17 protein-coding genes are annotated in these 16984 nt (G+C 66.1%); 1 reads left to right on the plus strand and 16 read right to left on the minus strand.

The genetic code is table 11. The features are described from left to right. Positions 1 to 175: 175 nt before the first annotated feature. From coaBC to pyrR, 11 genes are all read right to left on the minus strand, one after another. Positions 176 to 1450, minus strand: a complete 1275-nt coding sequence (gene coaBC, locus ABFX29_RS01660; RefSeq protein ID WP_152227810.1) for a bifunctional phosphopantothenoylcysteine decarboxylase/phosphopantothenate--cysteine ligase CoaBC — start codon at positions 1448 to 1450, stop codon at positions 176 to 178. A gap of 34 nt (positions 1451 to 1484) precedes the next feature. Beyond that, positions 1485 to 1745, minus strand: coding sequence for a DNA-directed RNA polymerase subunit omega (gene rpoZ / locus ABFX29_RS01665; RefSeq protein ID WP_091604606.1), 261 nt, complete (start codon positions 1743 to 1745; stop codon positions 1485 to 1487). 39 nt (positions 1746 to 1784) lie between these two features. Continuing rightward, on the minus strand, positions 1785 to 2354 hold the full coding sequence (gene gmk / locus ABFX29_RS01670) for a guanylate kinase (protein ID WP_152227808.1): 570 nt from the start codon (positions 2352 to 2354) through the stop codon (positions 1785 to 1787). A gap of 64 nt (positions 2355 to 2418) precedes the next feature. Next, complete coding sequence (mihF, locus tag ABFX29_RS01675; RefSeq protein WP_091604601.1) at positions 2419 to 2736, minus strand: integration host factor, actinobacterial type; 318 nt, start codon at positions 2734 to 2736, stop codon at positions 2419 to 2421. Between the two features lie 142 nt (positions 2737 to 2878). Next, the gene (gene pyrF / locus ABFX29_RS01680) at positions 2879 to 3742 is read right to left on the minus strand and encodes an orotidine-5'-phosphate decarboxylase (protein WP_152227806.1); all 864 of its coding nucleotides are present in this window, start codon (positions 3740 to 3742) and stop codon (positions 2879 to 2881) included. Further along, a complete protein-coding gene (gene carB / locus ABFX29_RS01685; RefSeq protein ID WP_152227805.1) occupies positions 3735 to 7031 on the minus strand; it encodes a carbamoyl-phosphate synthase large subunit in 3297 nt (1098 codons plus the stop codon). Before carB ends, pyrF begins: the two co-directional genes overlap by 8 nt. Continuing rightward, the gene (carA, locus tag ABFX29_RS01690) at positions 7031 to 8167 is read right to left on the minus strand and encodes a glutamine-hydrolyzing carbamoyl-phosphate synthase small subunit (RefSeq protein WP_152228385.1); all 1137 of its coding nucleotides are present in this window, start codon (positions 8165 to 8167) and stop codon (positions 7031 to 7033) included. The genes carB and carA overlap by 1 nt, the downstream gene beginning before the upstream one ends. Before the next feature lie 38 nt (positions 8168 to 8205). Continuing rightward, positions 8206 to 8721 carry a PH-like domain-containing protein gene (locus tag ABFX29_RS01695; RefSeq protein ID WP_152227804.1) on the minus strand — a complete coding sequence of 172 codons (516 nt, stop codon included), beginning with the start codon at positions 8719 to 8721 and terminating at the stop codon, positions 8206 to 8208. Further along, positions 8709 to 10052 (minus strand): dihydroorotase, encoded by a 1344-nt coding sequence (locus tag ABFX29_RS01700; RefSeq protein WP_152228384.1) that lies wholly within the window; start codon positions 10050 to 10052, stop codon positions 8709 to 8711. The genes ABFX29_RS01695 and ABFX29_RS01700 overlap by 13 nt, the downstream gene beginning before the upstream one ends. A gap of 50 nt (positions 10053 to 10102) precedes the next feature. Then, positions 10103 to 11101: an aspartate carbamoyltransferase catalytic subunit gene (locus ABFX29_RS01705; RefSeq protein ID WP_152227803.1), complete on the minus strand. Its 999-nt coding sequence runs from the start codon at positions 11099 to 11101 to the stop codon at positions 10103 to 10105. Next, positions 11098 to 11679, minus strand: a complete 582-nt coding sequence (gene pyrR / locus ABFX29_RS01710) for a bifunctional pyr operon transcriptional regulator/uracil phosphoribosyltransferase PyrR (protein WP_152227801.1) — start codon at positions 11677 to 11679, stop codon at positions 11098 to 11100. The genes ABFX29_RS01705 and pyrR overlap by 4 nt, the downstream gene beginning before the upstream one ends. Before the next feature lie 112 nt (positions 11680 to 11791). On the opposite strand from pyrR, the gene ABFX29_RS01715 reads away from it, so the two are divergent. Then, positions 11792 to 12985: a PrsW family intramembrane metalloprotease gene (locus ABFX29_RS01715; RefSeq protein WP_152227799.1), complete on the plus strand. Its 1194-nt coding sequence runs from the start codon at positions 11792 to 11794 to the stop codon at positions 12983 to 12985. An 87-nt stretch (positions 12986 to 13072) separates the two neighbouring features. Here the strand turns inward: ABFX29_RS01715 and nusB are convergent, their stop codons facing one another. The 5 genes from nusB to aroC form a co-directional block, all read right to left on the minus strand. Continuing rightward, complete coding sequence (gene nusB / locus ABFX29_RS01720; RefSeq protein ID WP_152227798.1) at positions 13073 to 13483, minus strand: transcription antitermination factor NusB; 411 nt, start codon at positions 13481 to 13483, stop codon at positions 13073 to 13075. After that, positions 13480 to 14043 (minus strand): elongation factor P, encoded by a 564-nt coding sequence (gene efp, locus ABFX29_RS01725; protein WP_055240995.1) that lies wholly within the window; start codon positions 14041 to 14043, stop codon positions 13480 to 13482. The genes nusB and efp overlap by 4 nt, the downstream gene beginning before the upstream one ends. A gap of 71 nt (positions 14044 to 14114) precedes the next feature. Beyond that, complete coding sequence (gene aroB, locus ABFX29_RS01730; RefSeq protein WP_152227796.1) at positions 14115 to 15236, minus strand: 3-dehydroquinate synthase; 1122 nt, start codon at positions 15234 to 15236, stop codon at positions 14115 to 14117. Next, the gene (locus ABFX29_RS01735; RefSeq protein ID WP_246167450.1) at positions 15237 to 15752 is read right to left on the minus strand and encodes a shikimate kinase; all 516 of its coding nucleotides are present in this window, start codon (positions 15750 to 15752) and stop codon (positions 15237 to 15239) included. Then, positions 15745 to 16956, minus strand: a complete 1212-nt coding sequence (aroC, locus tag ABFX29_RS01740) for a chorismate synthase (protein ID WP_152227794.1) — start codon at positions 16954 to 16956, stop codon at positions 15745 to 15747. Before aroC ends, ABFX29_RS01735 begins: the two co-directional genes overlap by 8 nt. Positions 16957 to 16984 lie beyond the last annotated feature (28 nt).

A 16984-nucleotide genomic window follows, 5' to 3' on the forward strand; every position in this document is an offset into this window, starting at 1 on the left:
TACTCTACTTCGTTCCGGGGACAGTCCCCGTCTGGGTCATGCCGTGCCATGCACGGTCATCGGGAGTCGCATTGCTGCACGGGAAGAAATACCCGATCCTGCCGGCCTCAGGGCAGGCGCGCAGGGTCGGCGGGTTGCTCAGCGGCCGGGAGGGAAAACGAACGGGCTGGAAACGCTATCCCGGAGGAACGGCGCCGGTGGAGCTGGACGCCGGAGCACCGGCAAGTTCAGCGGCGATCCGTTCCACCAGGTGCCGGGCAATGTCGGTTTTGCTTCCCGTCAGTGCCGGCGGCTCGATCCGGGGGTCCTCATGCGGTGAGAGAATCCTCACTTCAGTGCTGTCCTGGCCAAACACAAGCGAACGGCCCACCTGGTTCAGGACCAGGAGGTCGCAGCCCTTGCGTTCGAGTTTGCGGCGTCCGTACTCCAGCACCGATCCACTGCCGTCGCCGGTCTCCGCGGCGAAACCCACAATCAGGGAGGGTCCGGTGCCGGAAGCGGAGCGGTTCTGCACGGTTTCGGCCAGGATGTCCGGATTGCGCACCAGCGTGATCACGGGGTCCGCTCCGTCGTCGCGCTTCTTGATTTTGGTGTCCGCGTTTTCTCCGGGCCGGAAGTCTGCCACTGCTGCGGACATGACCAGCACATCCGTGGACTGCACCGCATCGTGGACGGCGTCGCGCAGTTCCAGGGCGGTTTCCACCTGTACCAGTTCCACCCCCTCAGGGACGGGAACCTCCAAGTGGGCTGCGACGAACCTCACCTGGGCTCCTTCGGCTACGGCTGCAGCCGCAACAGCCGCACCCTGCTTGCCGGAGGACCGGTTGCCCAGGAAGCGGACGGGATCCAGGGGTTCCCGGGTGCCTCCTGCGGTAACGGTTACCCGGCGGCCGGCCAGCAGGCCGGCAGCCGGCGCGGAGCCGGCTTCTCCAGCCGCAGCCAGCGCCGCAGCGTAGATGTCCTCCGGCTCCGGGAGCCGTCCCGGGCCGGAATCCTTGCCGGTCAGGCGGCCAATGGCCGGCTCCATGACAACTGCGCCGCGGGAGCGCAGCGTGGCCACGTTGGCCTGCGTGGCCGGGTGGTTCCACATTTCGGTGTGCATTGCCGGAGCAAAGAACACCGGTCCGCTGGCCATCAGCAGCGTGTTGGTGAGCAGGTCGGAGGCCAGGCCTGCCGCGGCCCTGGCCAGCAGGTCCGCAGTGGCCGGTGCCACCACGATCAGGTCGGCTTCATGGCCGAGCCGGACGTGGTTGACGGTGTCCACGGCGTCGAACACCGTGGTGCTGACCGGGTGCCCGGAGAGTGCTTCCCAGGTGGCTATGCCCACAAAGCGGGTGGATGCCTCGGTGGGCACCACCTGGACGCTGTGGCCGGCTTCGGTGAACAGGCGCAGCAGTGACGCTGCCTTGTAGGCAGCGATACCGCCGCCCACCCCCAGGACAATGCGCACGCCTGTCCAACCTCCTAGCCGTAGGTTTTGTGCCTTACTCGGCGGTTTCGTTGGCGCGGACTACCAGCATGCCCTCGTTGATCTCGCGCAGGGCGATGGAAAGCGGCTTTTCGTTGAGCTTGGTTTCCACCAGCGGGCCCACGTACTCGAACAGGCCTTCGTGCAGCTGGGAGTAGTAGGCGTTGATCTGCCGGGCGCGCTTGGCGCCGTAGATGACCAGGGCGTACTTGGAATCAGCGGCCGTCAGCAGGTCGTCGATCGGCGGGTTGATGATGCCTTCAGGCTGGGTAGACAAAAGATCTCCAAAGTTTTCGTGCGGATCAAGAACAGCAGCTCAGCGTTGGCGAGGGCTGATCCCCATGAGTGAAACGAGCTCTGCTGCAGCCCGCTGAACGTCATCATTGATGACAGTGTGATCGAACTCGGGCTCGGCAGCAAGTTCCAGTTTAGCGGTTTCCAGCCGCCGCTGCTGCTCCTCGGGTGTTTCAGTGCCGCGGCCCACCAGGCGGCGGACCATTTCATCCCATGAAGGCGGTGCCAAGAAGACGAAATTCGCCTCCGGCATGGACTCCTTGACCTGCCGCGCGCCCTGCAGGTCAATCTCCAGCAATACCGAGCGGCCGTCAGCCATGGCAGCTTCCACGGTGCGGCGCAGCGTGCCGTAGCGGTTGTGTCCGTGGACCACGGCCCACTCGAGCATCTGCCCCTCGGAGACGAGGTCGTCGAACTCGTCCGACGTCACGAAGAAGTAGTGCACGCCGTTTTCCTCGCCCGGGCGAGGGGCGCGGGTGGTAGCGGACACGGAAAGCCAGACCTCGGGATAGTTATCCCGGATGTAGGTGGACACAGTGCCTTTGCCAACGGCGGTGGGACCTGCCAGAACTGTCAGCCGCGGTTGCGACACGTAGACCTCACTTGTTTAGGGAACAGGTCCGACGGCGCCGCAGCCGCGGTAGGCGGCGGCCGGCTTAGTCGGACTCCAGTAATTCAATCAGCGCCTTGCGCTGGTGGACACCAAGACCCCTCACCCGGCGGGTTGGGGCGATACCCACGGTAGCCATTATTCCAGCTGCGCGGCGTTCCCCCACACCAGGCAGTGCCCGCAGCAGGTCTACGACCTTCAGGCGGCCCACTGCTTCCTCGGAAGCACGGGAGACGATGACCTCTTCGACCGAGAGTTCACCGGATTTGATCTTGGACTTGATCTCGGCCCGCACGGTGCGGGCGGCGGTGGCCTTTTCCCGCGCCCTGGTGCGCTCGGCTTCAGTCAGTGGTTTGAGGTTCAATTGGCTCTCCCGGGCGAAGACTGACCGCCCGTCAAACTGGTTGTGACCGGCGGCTTTGCGGTTTCTTGGGCTAGGGTCCGAACCTATCCGCACTGTGCGGGCAATGCAATGGAAACCGGTACGTTAGACGTACCGGTTTCCACTATGGCTGAGGGAGTCCGTCCAGCGTCCGGACGGCAGCTTCCCGCAGTGCCGCGCGATCCGGGCCTGCCTTGAGGATGTCCCTGCTGGACGTGGCGAGCACGTTCGCGTAGGCGGCGCCGAAAGTTTTCCGCAGGTCTTCCCCTGTTGCTCCCTGGGCACCGAGCCCGGGTGCAAGGATGGGCGCGTTTGCGGCAGCCAGGTCAATGCCCAGGTCAGCCAGTGCAGAACCGACGGTTGCCCCGATAACCAGGCCCGTGGACCCGAGGGGCCGGGCGGCAGCGTTTTCCGCCGTCGCGGCATCGATGATCCGTGCAGCCACGGACCGGTCCGCCCCAACGTGCTGCACTGAGGCACCCTCTGGGTTGGAGGTCAGTCCCAGGACAAAAACTCCCCTGCCCGTGGCGTCAGCCAGGTCCAGGGCCGGACGCAGCGACTCGTAGCCAAGATACGGGCTCAGGGTGACCGAGTCAGCCGCCAGCGGCGAGTCGTCCCGCAGCCACGCGTCTGCGTAGGCGGCCATGGTGGAGCCGATGTCTCCGCGCTTGGCATCAGCGATCGAAAGGACGCCGGCCTCAGCGCAGGAAGCCAGCAGCCGTTCCAGGACGGCGATGCCTGCCGACCCGTGGCGCTCATACAGTGCAACCTGCGGCTTCAGGGCAGCAGCCTGCTCCCCCACCGCCTCCAGGACGGTGAGCGAGAAGCGTTCCAGCCCGGCGGCGTCGTCGTTCAGTCCCCAGGCGGCCAGCAGGCCGGGATGGGGGTCGATGCCGACGCAGAGCGGTCCGCGCGTGTCCATCGCTGCCCGCAGGCGCGCACCAAAGGGTGCGCGCCCGCCGGCAGCGTTAGTGCCGTGCTCAGGCAACGGTGGAAGCCTGGAGCTTGGCTGCGTACTCCTGGAGCGAGCAGACGTCCCATTCGTAGGAGCGCATCGCTTCGATGGCCTGGACCGCCGCAGTGAATTCGGACACGGTGGTGATCACCGGGCAGCCGATCGACGTCGCGGCAGCGCGGATCTCGTAGCCGTCGCCGCGGGCCTGGCCGCCGGAGGGGGTGTTGATCACCATGTTGATGTCGCCGGCGGTGATCAGGTCCACCACGGTGCCTTCCCCGTTGGGTCCCGCACCTTCGCCGACCTTGCGGACGGTGGTGGCCTGGATGCCGTTGCGGCGCAGGACGTCTGCCGTGCCGCCGGTGGAAAGGATCTCGAAGCCGAGGTCGCTCATGAGCTTCACCGGCATGATGATCGAGCGCTTGTCGCGGTTGGCGACGGAGACGAAGATCTTTCCAGCCGTGGGCAGCGCCGAGTTCGCCGCTGCCTGGGACTTGGCGAACGCCGTGTCGAAGTACTTGTCAATGCCCATGACTTCACCGGTGGAACGCATCTCCGGGCCGAGCAGTGAATCCACCACGGTGCCCTCGGGGGTGCGGAAGCGGCTGAAGGGCAGCACTGCTTCCTTCACGGCCACCGGGGCGTCCAGCGGAAGCGCCGAACCGTCTCCGGTTGCCTTGAGCTTTCCGGCGGCACGCAGTTCGGCAATGGTGGTGCCCATGCCGATCAGGGCGGCGGCCTTTGCAAGCTGGACGCCGGTGGCCTTGGAGACGAACGGAACGGTACGGGAAGCGCGCGGGTTGGCTTCAATGACGTACAGCACGTCGGAGGCCAGCGCGAACTGGATGTTGATCAGGCCGCGCACGCCGACGCCGGACGCGATGGCGCCGGTGGCCTCAACCACGCGGCCGATGACGTCCGCACCCAGCGTGATGGGAGGCAGCACGCAGGCGGAGTCGCCGGAGTGGATGCCGGCTTCCTCGATGTGCTCCATGATGCCGCCCACGTACAGGTCGGTGCCGTCGAAGAGCGCATCCACGTCGATCTCGATGGCGTCTTCCAGGAAGCGGTCCACCAGGACGGGATGGTCCGGGGTGATTTCCGTGGCGTTGGCGATGTAGCGGGAGAGGTTGGCCTCGTCGTAGACGATTTCCATGCCGCGGCCGCCCAGTACGTAGGACGGGCGCACCAGGACCGGGTAGCCGATCTCGTCAGCGATCTTCTTGGCATCCTCGAAGGACACGGCGGTGCCGTTCTTCGGGGCGATCAGCCCGCCTTCGTCCAGTACGCGCTGGAAGGCGCCGCGGTGCTCTGCCAGGTCGATTGCCTCCGGCGAGGTGCCCAGGATCGGAATACCGGCGTCGGCCAATTCCTGTGCGAGCTTCAGCGGGGTCTGTCCGCCGAGCTGGACGAACACGCCCAGCACGCCGCCGGTGCGCTGTTCGGCGTGGATGACTTCCAGCACGTCTTCGAGCGTGAGCGGCTCGAAGTACAGGCGGTCGGAGATGTCGTAGTCCGTGGATACGGTCTCCGGGTTGCAGTTGATCATGACCGTCTCGTGGCCGGCTTCACGCAGCGCCATGGTGGCGTGGACGCAGGAGTAGTCGAACTCGATGCCCTGGCCGATGCGGTTCGGACCGGAACCGAGGATGATCACCGACGGCTTGGCGTGCTGCGCCACCTCGTCTTCCTCGTCGTAGGAGGAGTAGTGGTACGGGGTGTACGCCGCGAATTCGGCGGCGCAGGTGTCCACCGTCTTGTAGACCGGGCGGATGCCCAGGACGTGCCGCACTCCGCGGACCACGGCCTCGGACTGGTTGGTGAGCCTGCCGATCTGCTCGTCGGAGAAGCCGTGGCGCTTCGCCAGGCGCAGGACGTCCTCCGTGACCTGGGCTGCGCCGCGGATTTCCTCGGCGACCTCGTTGATCAGCTCAAGCTGGTCCAGGTACCAGGGGTCGATGCCGGTGGCTTCGTAAAGCTGCTCGGCAGTGGCGCCGCCCAGCAGTGCCTGCTGGACCTGGGCCAGGCGGCCCGTGGTGGGGCGCTTGGCTGCCTCGATGAGTGCCGGAACCTCGGCGGGGTCCACGGGGTCGAAGCTGAGCTGGGAGCCCTTCTGCTCCAGGGAGCGCAGCGCCTTCTGCAGCGCCTCGGTGAAGTTGCGGCCGATCGCCATGGCCTCGCCGACGGACTTCATGGTGGTGGTCAGCGTGGGGTCCGCGGCCGGGAACTTCTCGAACGCGAAGCGGGGAACCTTCACTACTACGTAGTCCAGGGTCGGCTCGAAGGACGCCGGCGTCTTCTTGGTGATGTCGTTCGGGATCTCGTCCAGGGTGTAGCCCAGGGAGAGCTTGGTGGCGATCTTCGCGATGGCGAACCCGGTGGCCTTGGAAGCCAGTGCCGAGGAGCGGGAGACACGCGGGTTCATTTCGATGACGACGACGCGGCCGGTGTCCGGTTCGATGGCGAACTGGATGTTGCAGCCGCCGGTGTCCACGCCAACTTCACGGATGACGGCGATCGCGATGTCGCGCAGCTTCTGGTACTCGCGGTCGGTGAGGGTCATGGCCGGTGCCACGGTGATGGAGTCACCGGTGTGGACGCCTACGGGATCGAAGTTCTCGATGGAACAGACAACCACCACGTTGTCGTGCTTGTCCCGCATCATTTCAAGTTCGTATTCCTTCCACCCCAGGATGCTCTCTTCGAGCAGCACCTCGGAGGTGGGGCTGTACTGGATGCCGGCGCCGGCGATGCGGCGCAGGTCCTCGGCGTTGTAGGCCAGGCCGGAGCCCAGTCCGCCCATGGTGAAGGACGGGCGGACCACCATCGGGTAACCGAGTTCCTCGGCGGCGGCGAAAGCCTCATCCATGCTGTGCACGATGATCGACTTCGCGGACTCGGCGCCGCAGCGCTCGACGACGCCCTTGAACTTCTCGCGGTCTTCGCCGAGTTCAATGGCTTCGATGTTGGCGCCGATCAGCTCGACGTTGTACTTCTCCAGCACGCCGTTCTTGTCCAGGGCGATCGCCGTGTTCAGGGCGGTCTGGCCGCCCAGGGTGGGCAGCACGGCGTCGGGGCGTTCCTTGGCGATGATCTTCTCGACCACCTCGGGAGTGATCGGCTCGACGTACGTGGCGTCGGCGAACTCCGGGTCGGTCATGATGGTGGCCGGGTTGGAGTTGACCAGGATGACCCGCAGGCCTTCCTCCTTCAGCACGCGCAGTGCCTGCGTGCCGGAGTAGTCGAATTCGGCGGCCTGGCCAATGACGATCGGGCCGGAGCCGATCACCAGGACGGACTTGAGATCGGTTCTGCGGGGCATTAGCGGGATTCCTTGTTCTTGCTGGAGGCCATCAGGTCGACGAAGCGGTCGAACAGGTAGGCGGAGTCGTGCGGGCCGGCGGCGGCTTCGGGGTGGTACTGGACGGAGAACGCGGGGATGTCCAGGCAGGCGAGGCCTTCCACCACGTTGTCATTGAGGCTGATGTGGCTCACTTCCACCTGGCCGAACCGGGCCTCGGGCGCGGTGACGGGACCGTCCAGCGGAGCGTCGACGGCGAAGCCGTGGTTCTGCGAGGTGATTTCCACCTTGCCGGTGCGCCGGTCCAGGACGGGCTGGTTGATGCCGCGGTGGCCGTAGGGCAGCTTGTAGGTGCCGAAGCCCAGGGCACGTCCGAGGATCTGGTTGCCGAAGCAAATGCCGAAGAACGGGGTGCCGGTGTCCAGCACGTCGCGCAGCAGCTTCACCTGGTTATCGGCCGTGGCGGGGTCGCCGGGACCGTTGGACATAAAGACGCCGTCGGGGTTCAGTGCCTGTACGTCTTCGAGGGTGGCGGAAGCGGGCAGCACGTGCACCCGCACGCCGCGTTCAGCGAAACGCACCGGGGTCATGGACTTGATGCCCAGGTCCAGGGCGGCCACGGTGAAGCGGGGCTCACCTTCCCAGCCGTGGGCGGAAGGCTCGACGACGTAGCTTGCCTCGATGCTCACTTCCTCGGCGAGGCGGGAGCCGGCCATTGACTCCTGGGCCCGCACTTCAGCGAGCAGGTCAGCGTCGCTGCGCAGGGCTGCCTCGCCGGAGAAGATCCCGGCCTTCATGGCGCCGCGCTCCCGCAGATGGCGGGTGATGGCGCGGGTGTCGACGCCGGAGATGCCAACCACACCCTGGGCGGCGAGGTCCTCGTCGAGGGTCCGCTCGGAGCGCCAGTTGGAGGGCTTTCGGGCTGCGTCGCGGACAATGTAGCCCGCTACCCAGATCCGCCGGGACTCGGCGTCGTCGCTGTTCACACCGGTGTTACCGATGTGCGGGGCCGTCTGGACGACCAGCTGCCGGGCGTAGGAGGGGTCCGTGATGGTCTCCTGGTAGCCGGTCATGCCGGTGGCGAAGACTGCCTCGCCCAGGGCGGTGCCCGTGGCCCCGTAGCTGCGGCCGCGGAAGCTGCGGCCGTCCTCCAGCATGAGGACAGCTGTTCTCGGGGCGGGGGTTTGGTTCACTGTCACAGTTGTTCCTCGCTAGATGTTGCTGATTCCGGGCCCAGCGCCTTGATCGCCGAAACCAGGGGGTTCTTGTGGTCGGCCGCACGGGTACGGAACCCGGTGTCGACCCGCTTTGGTCCGAGCTGCCAGGTCACCATGACCAGGCCCTCCTTCTCCACGAATTTTCCGGCCATCCCGCGCTCCAGGCGTACATCGCGCAGGTCTTCCCGGGGAATCCAGACGTCCGGTGCGCCCGTCCGTGCGAACAGCAGGCCTTCATCGAAGACTGCGGCAGTCGCCACTGATTTGACGCCCATGCCGTAGACAGCCACCCGGTCCAGCCAGTCGCCCGCGGTGGTGGTGGCGACGTATTGTCCGTCAGCCTCGAACCGGGGCAGCTCCAGGTCTGCCGGCAGCGGCCGGGGCCGGGGAATGTCCGACTGGCGCCGGCGGCGTCCCCGCCAGCCGACGGCAAACAGCGTCAGCACAATCGCTGCGGCTGCAAGAACTCCGATGAGGAAGATCAGCCAATCCATGGAGTCTCCTCTGCTGCTGCGGCCCGGGGGCCGTTTAGTGCGCCGTCCAGGACGGTGGGGTGGCCGGCGAAGAAAGCGGCACGGACCATTCCGGGCAGTTCCAGCCCCGCATAAGGACTGTTCTTGCCCATGGTTGCCATCTTATGGGGGTCCACGGTGCGCCGCGCAGCCGGGTCAACCAATATGACGTTGGCCGGTTCACCGGTTTGGAGCGGTCTTCCCTGTGTTGCTACGCGTCCGATCCGGGCCGGCGTGGTGGAAGTCACCCGGGCGAAGCCCTCCCAGTCCATCAGGCCGGTTTCGATCATGGTGGCCTGGACCACGGACAGTGCCGTTTCAAGTCCGGTCATGCCCATGGCGGCCTGCGCCCACTCGCATTCCTTGTGCTCGCTGGGGTGGGGTGCGTGGTCGGTGCCGACGATGTCGATCGTGCCGTCCGCCAGACCGCGGCGCAGTGCCTCGACGTCGGATTCAGTGCGCAGCGGCGGGTTCACCTTGTACACGGGGTCGTAGCTGCGCACGGCTTCATCGGTGAGCAGCAGGTGGTGCGGAGTGACCTCAGCCGTCACGTTGATGCCGCGTTCCTTGGCCCAGCGGATGATCTCCACGGATCCGGCGGTGGAGACATGGCACACGTGCAGCCTTGAGCCGGTGTGCTGGGCCAGCAGCACGTCGCGGGCAATGATGGATTCCTCCGCCACGGCGGGCCAGCCAGGCAGTCCCAGGACGGCGCTGACTTCGCCCTCGTGCATCTGCGCGCCGTCGGTCATGCGCGGTTCCTGTGCGTGCTGGGCGACCACGCCGTCGAACGCCTTGACGTATTCAAGCGCGCGGCGCATCAGCACCGGGTCATGGACGCACATACCGTCATCGGAGAAGACCCGGACGCGGGCACGGGAGTCGGCCATGGCACCGAGCTCAGCCAGGCGCTCCCCCTTCAGGCCCACGGTGACGGCGCCTACCGGGCGGACGTCCACCCAGCCGGATTTCAGCCCCAGGCTGTAGACCTGCTCCACCACGCCGGCGGTGTCCGCCACGGGGTTGGAGTTGGCCATGGCATGCACGGCGGTGAAACCGCCCAGGGCCGCGGCCCGGGTTCCGGTCTCTACGGTCTCTGCGTCTTCCCGGCCGGGTTCACGCAGGTGGGTATGCAGGTCAACCATGCCGGGCAGGGCAACCAGGCCGTCGGCATCAATTCTCAACGCGCCGTCGGGCGCTTCCAGGTCCTGGCCAACGGCGGCGATGATGCCGTCACGGATCAGGAGGTCGGAGCGGTCCTTGCCCAGCAGCATTGCGCCGCGGAGCAGGTAGGTTCCGGTGGATGAAAGCACCGGGGTGGCCGCAGGGGCGGGTTTGGCGGGTGTAGCGGGGTTTGCTGTAGTCACTGAGCAGATACTTCCTGTGGTGTGCGCGGGGAGCTGCCTTCACCGGAGAGCAGCAGGTAGAGGGCGGCCATGCGGACCGAGACGCCGTTGCTGACCTGGGCCAGGACGGTGGAGCGCGGCGAGTCGGCGGCCCGGGAGGAGATTTCGAGGCCGCGGTTCATCGGCCCGGGGTGGAGCAGGATCGTGTTGTCCATGCCAAGGGCGTCCAGGTGGTCCAGACGGACGTCGTCGAACCCGTAGCGCCGGGAGTACTCCCGCACCGTGGGGAAAAACGCGGAGTGCATGCGTTCGGCCTGCACGCGAAGCATCATGACGGCATCCGGCTTGGTTTCCAGCGTCTCGTCCAGGGAGTAGCTGACCTTGCAGGGCCAGGATTCGACGCCGAAGGGCAGCAGAGTGGGCGGCGCCACCAGCGTGACGTCCGCGCCGAGGGTCTTCAGCAGCCAGAGGTCGGAGCGGGCCACGCGGGAGTGCAGGATGTCTCCCACGATCGCCACGTGCATGCCCGCCAGGTCCGTCCCCGAGGAAGGAACCCCGTGCAGCTGTGCCCAGTGCCGGCGCATGGTGAATGCGTCCAGCAGGGCCTGCGTGGGATGTTCATGGGTACCGTCGCCTGCGTTGAGGACGGCGGCGTCAATCCAGCCGGAGTTGGCCAGCCTGGCCGGTGCTCCGGAGGCTCCGTGGCGGATGACCACGGCGTCGGCACCGATGGCGGCCAGGGTCTGGGCGGTGTCCTTCAGTGACTCGCCCTTGGAAACCGATGATCCCTTGGCGGAGAAGTTGATGACGTCGGCAGAGAGTCGCTTGGCTGCGGCCTCGAAGGAGATGCGGGTCCGGGTTGAGTCCTCGAAGAAGAGGTTGACCACCGTGCGGCCGCGCAGGGCGGGAAGCTTTTTGACTTCCCGCTCCCCTACTGCGGCCATGGCCTCCGCAGTGTCCAGGATGGAGATGGCGTCCTGGTAGGAGAGGTCCAGGGTGGAGAGCAGGTGTTTCATGCAGCGCCTTCGATCACGACTTCGTCCAGGGCCGGTGAGTCAGTCTCCGCCAGCCTCACCCGGACCTTTTCCACGGCTGCTGTCGGCAGGTTCTTGCCAACGTGGTCCGCGCGGATAGGCAGTTCGCGGTGTCCGCGGTCCACCAGGACGGCCAGCCGCACGGCGCGGGGACGGCCAAGGTCGATCAGGGCGTCCAGCGCGGCGCGGATGGTGCGGCCGGAATACAGCACGTCATCCACCAGGACTACGACTTTGCCGTCTATGCCGCCGGCGGGAAGCTGCGTGGGGTGCGGGGGACGCGTGGGGTGGTGCGCCAGGTCGTCACGGAACATGGTGACGTCCAGCTGCCCGGTGATGGCCTCTGCGTTTACAGTGGGGTCCGCTGCCGCGATCTTGGCGGCGAGCCGGCGGGCCAGTGGATAGCCCCGGCGGGGAATGCCCATCAGCACCAGGTCGGTGCCGCCCTTGTTTGCTTCAAGGATCTCGTAGGCGATGCGTGTCAGCACGCGGTCAATGTCAGCTGAAGTCAGAACGGTACGGGCAGGCAGGTGTGCCTGCGGGGGACCACTGGGATCCATATTCTGCTTCCTCCTTCCCCGCCTCACAGGACGGACTTAAAGGTTGAATGCTCCTCAAAACTATCACAGCAGCCCACACGTATATTCTTGGGTCCATGACAGGCATGCGCCCATGACACTGATGCCCGGCAACGGGCCTGCCAATCCGCCCCGGCAGCCGGCCGAACCGCTGCCTGGGCTCAGCGTTCCAGCCGCCGGACGCGGCGGTTCGGGAGTCCTGAACATAGTGCTGATCGTGGCAGCGTCAGTGGTGCTGGTAGTGGTTGGCCTGTTTCTCTTTGCGGCCCTGGGCAGCGAGGCCTTTGTCCTGTGCGGGATCCTGGCACTGATTCCCCTGGGCATCTGCCTGCTGGGCCTGCACTGGATCGACCGGTGGGAACCCGAGCCCCGGGGCGCACTGGTCTTCGCTTTCCTGTGGGGAGCCGGTGTTTCCGTGGCCATCACCCTGCTGCTGGGCGGTGCGGTAAATGAGGTCCTGGTAATGCTGCTGCCCCTCACCCCGGCCGATGTGCTGACCACTGTCATCCAGGCACCCCTGGTCGAGGAAACCGCCAAGGGACTGGGGGTCCTGATGCTGGTCTTCGCGCGCCGCAGCCACTTTGACGGACCGCTGGACGGGATTGTCTACGCGGGCGTAGTCGGCGCCGGCTTCGCGTTCACGGAGAACATCCTCTACTTCAGCGCTGCACTGTTCGAGGCCGGCGGAGTGGGCCTGCAGCTTGGCTTCGTCTTTGTGCTGCGCGGGCTCTTCTCGCCCTTCGCGCACGTGCTGTTCACCGCCGCGATTGGCCTGGCCCTTGGCATCGCCGTGCGCAGGCCCGGTGCCGGGCGGATCACGGGCGGATTCGCCGCAGGGCTGGCGGCGGCAGTGGCCGGCCACATGTTCTGGAACGGCGGCATGGCCCTGGTGGCCGACGACTTTTTCGCCTTCTACTTCCTGCTGCAGGTGCCGCTCTTCGCCCTTGCGGTGGGCGGCGTGACGTGGCTCCGGCGGCAGGAACAGCGCCTCACGGGCCAGCGGCTCGGAGAGTACGCAGCCGCCGGCTGGTTTACCCCTGCGGAGGTGAACCTGCTCTCCACGCCGGGCGGGCGCCGCCAGGCCCTGCATTGGGCAGGAGCGTTCGGTGCGAAGGCCTGCATGCGCGCGTTCATCCGGGAGGCCACGAACCTTGCCCTGATCCGGCAGCAGCTCGTCAACGGCCGGGATCCGGAGAAGAACACGGCACGCGAGCACCGGCTGCTCGCAGAGCTGACCCGAACCCGCACCCAGCTGCTCGGCGTCGCTGCCGCAGGGCGCCGCTGGTAGGTATCCCCTCCGAGGGCCGGCTGCCCGAGCACGCAAAAGCCCGGCGGGGAATCCCGCCGGGCTTTACGCGTAGCTGTTCCCGCCTGCCTAGGCCAGCAGGGAATCCTTAAGCTCATGCAGACGGCCCAGCAGTCCGTTGATGAACGCAGGCGACTCATCCGTGGAGAGCGACTTGGCCAGTTCAACAGCTTCGCTGATGGCGACCTTGTCCGGTACGTCGTCGTTGTAGAGCAGTTCCCAGCTGCCAAGGCGCAGGATGATGCGGTCAACCGCAGGCATCCGCTCCAATGGCCAGCCCTGGGAATAGGTGCTGAGGAACTCGTCGATCTGCTCCTGCTTGGCAATCACGCCTTCCACCAGGTCCATGGTGTAGGGGTTGATTACCTGGTCCGTCTTTTCCCGGCGGGAACGCAGGGACTCGAGCGGAGACATGGATCGCTGTTCCGCTTCGAAGAGCACCTCAAGTGCCCGTGTTCTTGCTTTACTGCGTGCACTCACTCGTTAACGCGTCCCAGGTAGTCTCCGGTGCGGGTATCAACCTTCACCTTGGTGCCGGTTTCCAGGAACAGCGGAACCTGGATTTCGTAGCCGGTTTCCACGGTGGCGGGTTTGGTGCCGCCGGTGGAGCGGTCGCCCTGCAGGCCGGGCTCGGTGTAGGTGATCTCCAGGACCACGGAAGCCGGAAGTTCAATGTACAGGGGGGCACCTTCGTGCATGGCGATGGTGACCATCATGGACTCAAGCATGAAGTTGGCGTAGTCACCGACGATCGAACCCGGGACCGTGAGCTGGTCGTAGTCCGAGGTATCCATGAAGACGTAGTCTTCGCCGTCCTTGTACAGGTACTGGTAATCGCGGCGGTCAACCGTGGCGGTTTCGATCTTGATGCCGGCGTTGAACGTCTTGTCGACAACCTTGCCTGAGCGGACGTTGCGCATCTTGGTACGGACAAACGCACCACCCTTGCCCGGCTTTACGTGCTGGAACTCAATGATGCTCCAGAGGTTGCCTTCAAGCTTCAGCACGGTGCCGTTCTTGATGTCGTTGGTCGTTGCCACAGTTTCTCTTTCGTCGTTTCGCTTCTGCTTCGAGTCTTATCCGTCGACCATTCTACCTGTTCGGCGATTACCTACAGGCTGAGGCGAATCCCGGTCTCAGGTTCGGAGGCGATCTCCTGGTAGGCGGCGAAGAGCAGGGACGTATCCGGGACCTCCAGGATGGAGGGCTTGGCCAGCCCGTCCAGGAGCACGAAGCGCAGCAGGTCCCCGCGCGACTTCTTGTCCCGGCGCATACCGTCCAGCAGTGCGCTCCAGCGGTCCCGGCGGTAGGTCACCGGAAGGCCAAGTGAGGTCAGGATCTCCTTGTGCCGGTCTGCGATGGCGTCATCCAGCCGTCCCACCATGCGGCCCAGTTCGGCAGCGAAGACCATGCCCACGGAGACAGCGGCCCCGTGGCGCCACTGGTAACGTTCGGCCAGTTCAATGGAGTGGCCCAGGGTGTGGCCGTAGTTCAGGAACTCCCGGCGTCCCGCTTCCCGCAGATCGGCTGAGACTACCTCCGCCTTGACCCGGACCGCGCGTTCGACAAGTTCACGCACGACGTCGGAGCCGCCGTCGGCTACTGCCTCCGGATTTGCCTCAATCAGGTCCAGGATGGCCGGATCGGCGATGAAGCCGCACTTGACTACCTCGGCCATGCCGCTGAGCAGTTCGTTCTTCGGCAGCGAGCCCAGGGCGTCCAGGTCTGCCAGCACTCCGGCGGGCGGATGGAAAGCGCCCACCAGGTTCTTGCCCTCAGCGGTGTTGATGCCGGTCTTGCCGCCCACTGCGGCGTCCACCATGCCCAGCAGGCTGGTGGGGATGTGCACCACCTTGATGCCGCGCAGCCAGGTGGCTGCCACAAAGCCGGCGACGTCGGTGACCGCGCCCCCGCCTACGGCCACGATGGCGTCCGAGCGGGTGAAGTCGTTCTGCCCCAGCACCTGCCAGCAGAAGGAGGCCACCTGGATGTGCTTGCCCTCTTCGGCGTCGGGAATCTCCGCGGTGAGCGCCGTAAGGCCGGCTTCGGCGAGCTCGTCGCGGACGGTGTCACCGGTGGTGCGCAGTGCGCGGGGGTGAATCACCAGCACGCGCCGGACCCGCTCCCCCAGCATCGCCGGAAGGCGGCCCAGCAGACCGTTGCCGATGACGACGTCGTAGTTCTCTGCGGGCTTCTCACCGGTCACTTCGATGACGGTGGCTTCAGCGGGCATTTAGTTCTCTCCTTCGTCCAGGGCTGCGGTGATGCGTTCCACCACCTCGGCTACTGCCAGTCCCCTGGTATCTATGACTATGTCTGCCAGCGATTCGTAAATTGGCCTGCGGACCTCTGCCAGCGCGCTCCAGCGCTGCGCCGGATCACCGGCCAGGAGCGGACGGTGGGCCGTGCGGGATATGCGCGGCAGCACCGTGGCCAGGTCGGTATCCAGAAATACAACCGTAGCGTGCTCCAGCAGCTGCTGGGTTCCGGTGTCCAGCACTGCCCCGCCGCCGAGGGAGATCACTGAGCGCACGGGCGAGTCAAGCGCACCGGCTACGGCCCGCGCCTCGGCTTCGCGGAAGAACCGTTCGCTGTGGCGCGCGAAGATCTCCGGGATGGGCCCATGCTCCTCGACCACCAGCTGGTCGGTGTCCACATAGGGCAGCCCATGGCGGGCAGCCAGCGACCGGCCGACGACGGACTTGCCGGCGGCCATCAGCCCAATCAGGACCAGGTGCTGCTCAGGCACCTGTACCGGTACCGGTCGAGGAGAGCGAATCCGGAATGCTCTCCAGGTACGTTCGCAGGTTCCGTGCCGTCTCCGCCACGGAATCTCCGCCGAACTTCTCGGTCATGGCTTCGGCAAGGACCAGGGCCACCATGGCTTCGGCTACGACGCCGGCGGCAGGTACGGCACACACGTCCGAACGCTGGTGGTGGGCACGGGCAGGTTCACCCGTGGAAACATCCACGGTCTTCAGGGCACGCGGAACGGTGGCGATGGGCTTCATGGCAGCACGGACGCGCAGCACTTCACCGATGCTCATGCCGCCTTCGATGCCGCCGGCACGGTTGCCGGAGCGGATGACCCGGCCGGATTCGTCCTGGAGGATCTCGTCATGGGCTGCGGAACCGCGGCGGGAAGCGGTGAGGAAACCGTCGCCGACTTCAACACCCTTGATGGCCTGGATACCCATCAGGGCTCCGGCCAGGCGGGCGTCAAGGCGGCGGTCCCAGTGAACGTAGCTGCCCAGTCCCGGCGGCAAACCGTAGGCAAGGACTTCCACGACTCCGCCCAGGGTTTCGCCTTCCTTGTGGGCGGCGTCCACCTCGGCGACCATGGCTTCGGTGACGGCCGGGTCAAAGCAGCGCATCGGGTTTTCATCCAGCGCGGGAACGTCGGAGGGCAGCGGCAGGGCTGAGCCCTCAGGCGACGCGACGCCGGCGATGCCCACGGTATGGCTGACCAGTTCAACGCCAAGCTGCTTCAGGAAAGCCGAGGCCACTGCGCCGAGTGCAACGCGGGCTGCGGTTTCCCGGGCGCTGGCGCGCTCCAGGACCGGACGGGCTTCACTGAAGCCGTACTTCTGCATGCCGGTGAAATCTGCGTGGCCGGGGCGCGGCCGGGTCAGCGGGGCGTTGCGTGCCTGACCGTCTAGGATCTCCGCTGGAACGGGATCCGAGGCCATGATCTGTTCCCACTTGGGCCACTCGGTGTTGCCCACCTCAATAGCCACGGGGCCGCCCTGGGTCAGTCCGTGGCGGACTCCGCCCAGGATGCGGACCTCGTCCTGTTCGAACTTCATCCGGGCGCCGCGGCCATAGCCGAGGCGGCGGCGTGCCAGTGCTTCCTGGATGGACGGGGTGCTTACTTCGACGCCAGCAGGGACGCCCTCAATAATTCCAACCAGTGCAGGCCCATGGGACTCACCGGCGGTCAACCAACGCAACATGGCTTCAATACTGCCACGTTCGGAAGGG

Origin of the sequence: Arthrobacter gandavensis (genome assembly GCF_039528575.1) — a bacterium.
Taxonomy (GTDB): Bacteria; Actinomycetota; Actinomycetes; order Actinomycetales; family Micrococcaceae; genus Arthrobacter_B; species Arthrobacter_B citreus_B.

What these genes read in the sequence shown, in the direction of transcription:
- carB (WP_152227805.1), bottom strand. Translation starts at nt 7,031, where the DNA reads ATGCCCCGCAGAACCGATCTCAAGTCCGTCCTGGTGATCGGCTCCGGC.
- carA (WP_152228385.1), bottom strand. Translation starts at nt 8,167, where the DNA reads ATGCTGGAGGACGGCCGCAGCTTCCGCGGCCGCAGCTACGGGGCCACG.
- ABFX29_RS01695 (WP_152227804.1), bottom strand. Translation starts at nt 8,721, where the DNA reads ATGGATTGGCTGATCTTCCTCATCGGAGTTCTTGCAGCCGCAGCGATT.
- ABFX29_RS01705 (WP_152227803.1), bottom strand. Translation starts at nt 11,101, where the DNA reads ATGAAACACCTGCTCTCCACCCTGGACCTCTCCTACCAGGACGCCATC.
- pyrR (WP_152227801.1), bottom strand. Translation starts at nt 11,679, where the DNA reads ATGGATCCCAGTGGTCCCCCGCAGGCACACCTGCCTGCCCGTACCGTT.
- ABFX29_RS01715 (WP_152227799.1), top strand. Translation starts at nt 11,792, where the DNA reads ATGACACTGATGCCCGGCAACGGGCCTGCCAATCCGCCCCGGCAGCCG.
- aroB (WP_152227796.1), bottom strand. Translation starts at nt 15,236, where the DNA reads ATGCCCGCTGAAGCCACCGTCATCGAAGTGACCGGTGAGAAGCCCGCA.
- aroC (WP_152227794.1), bottom strand. Translation starts at nt 16,956, where the DNA reads ATGTTGCGTTGGTTGACCGCCGGTGAGTCCCATGGGCCTGCACTGGTT.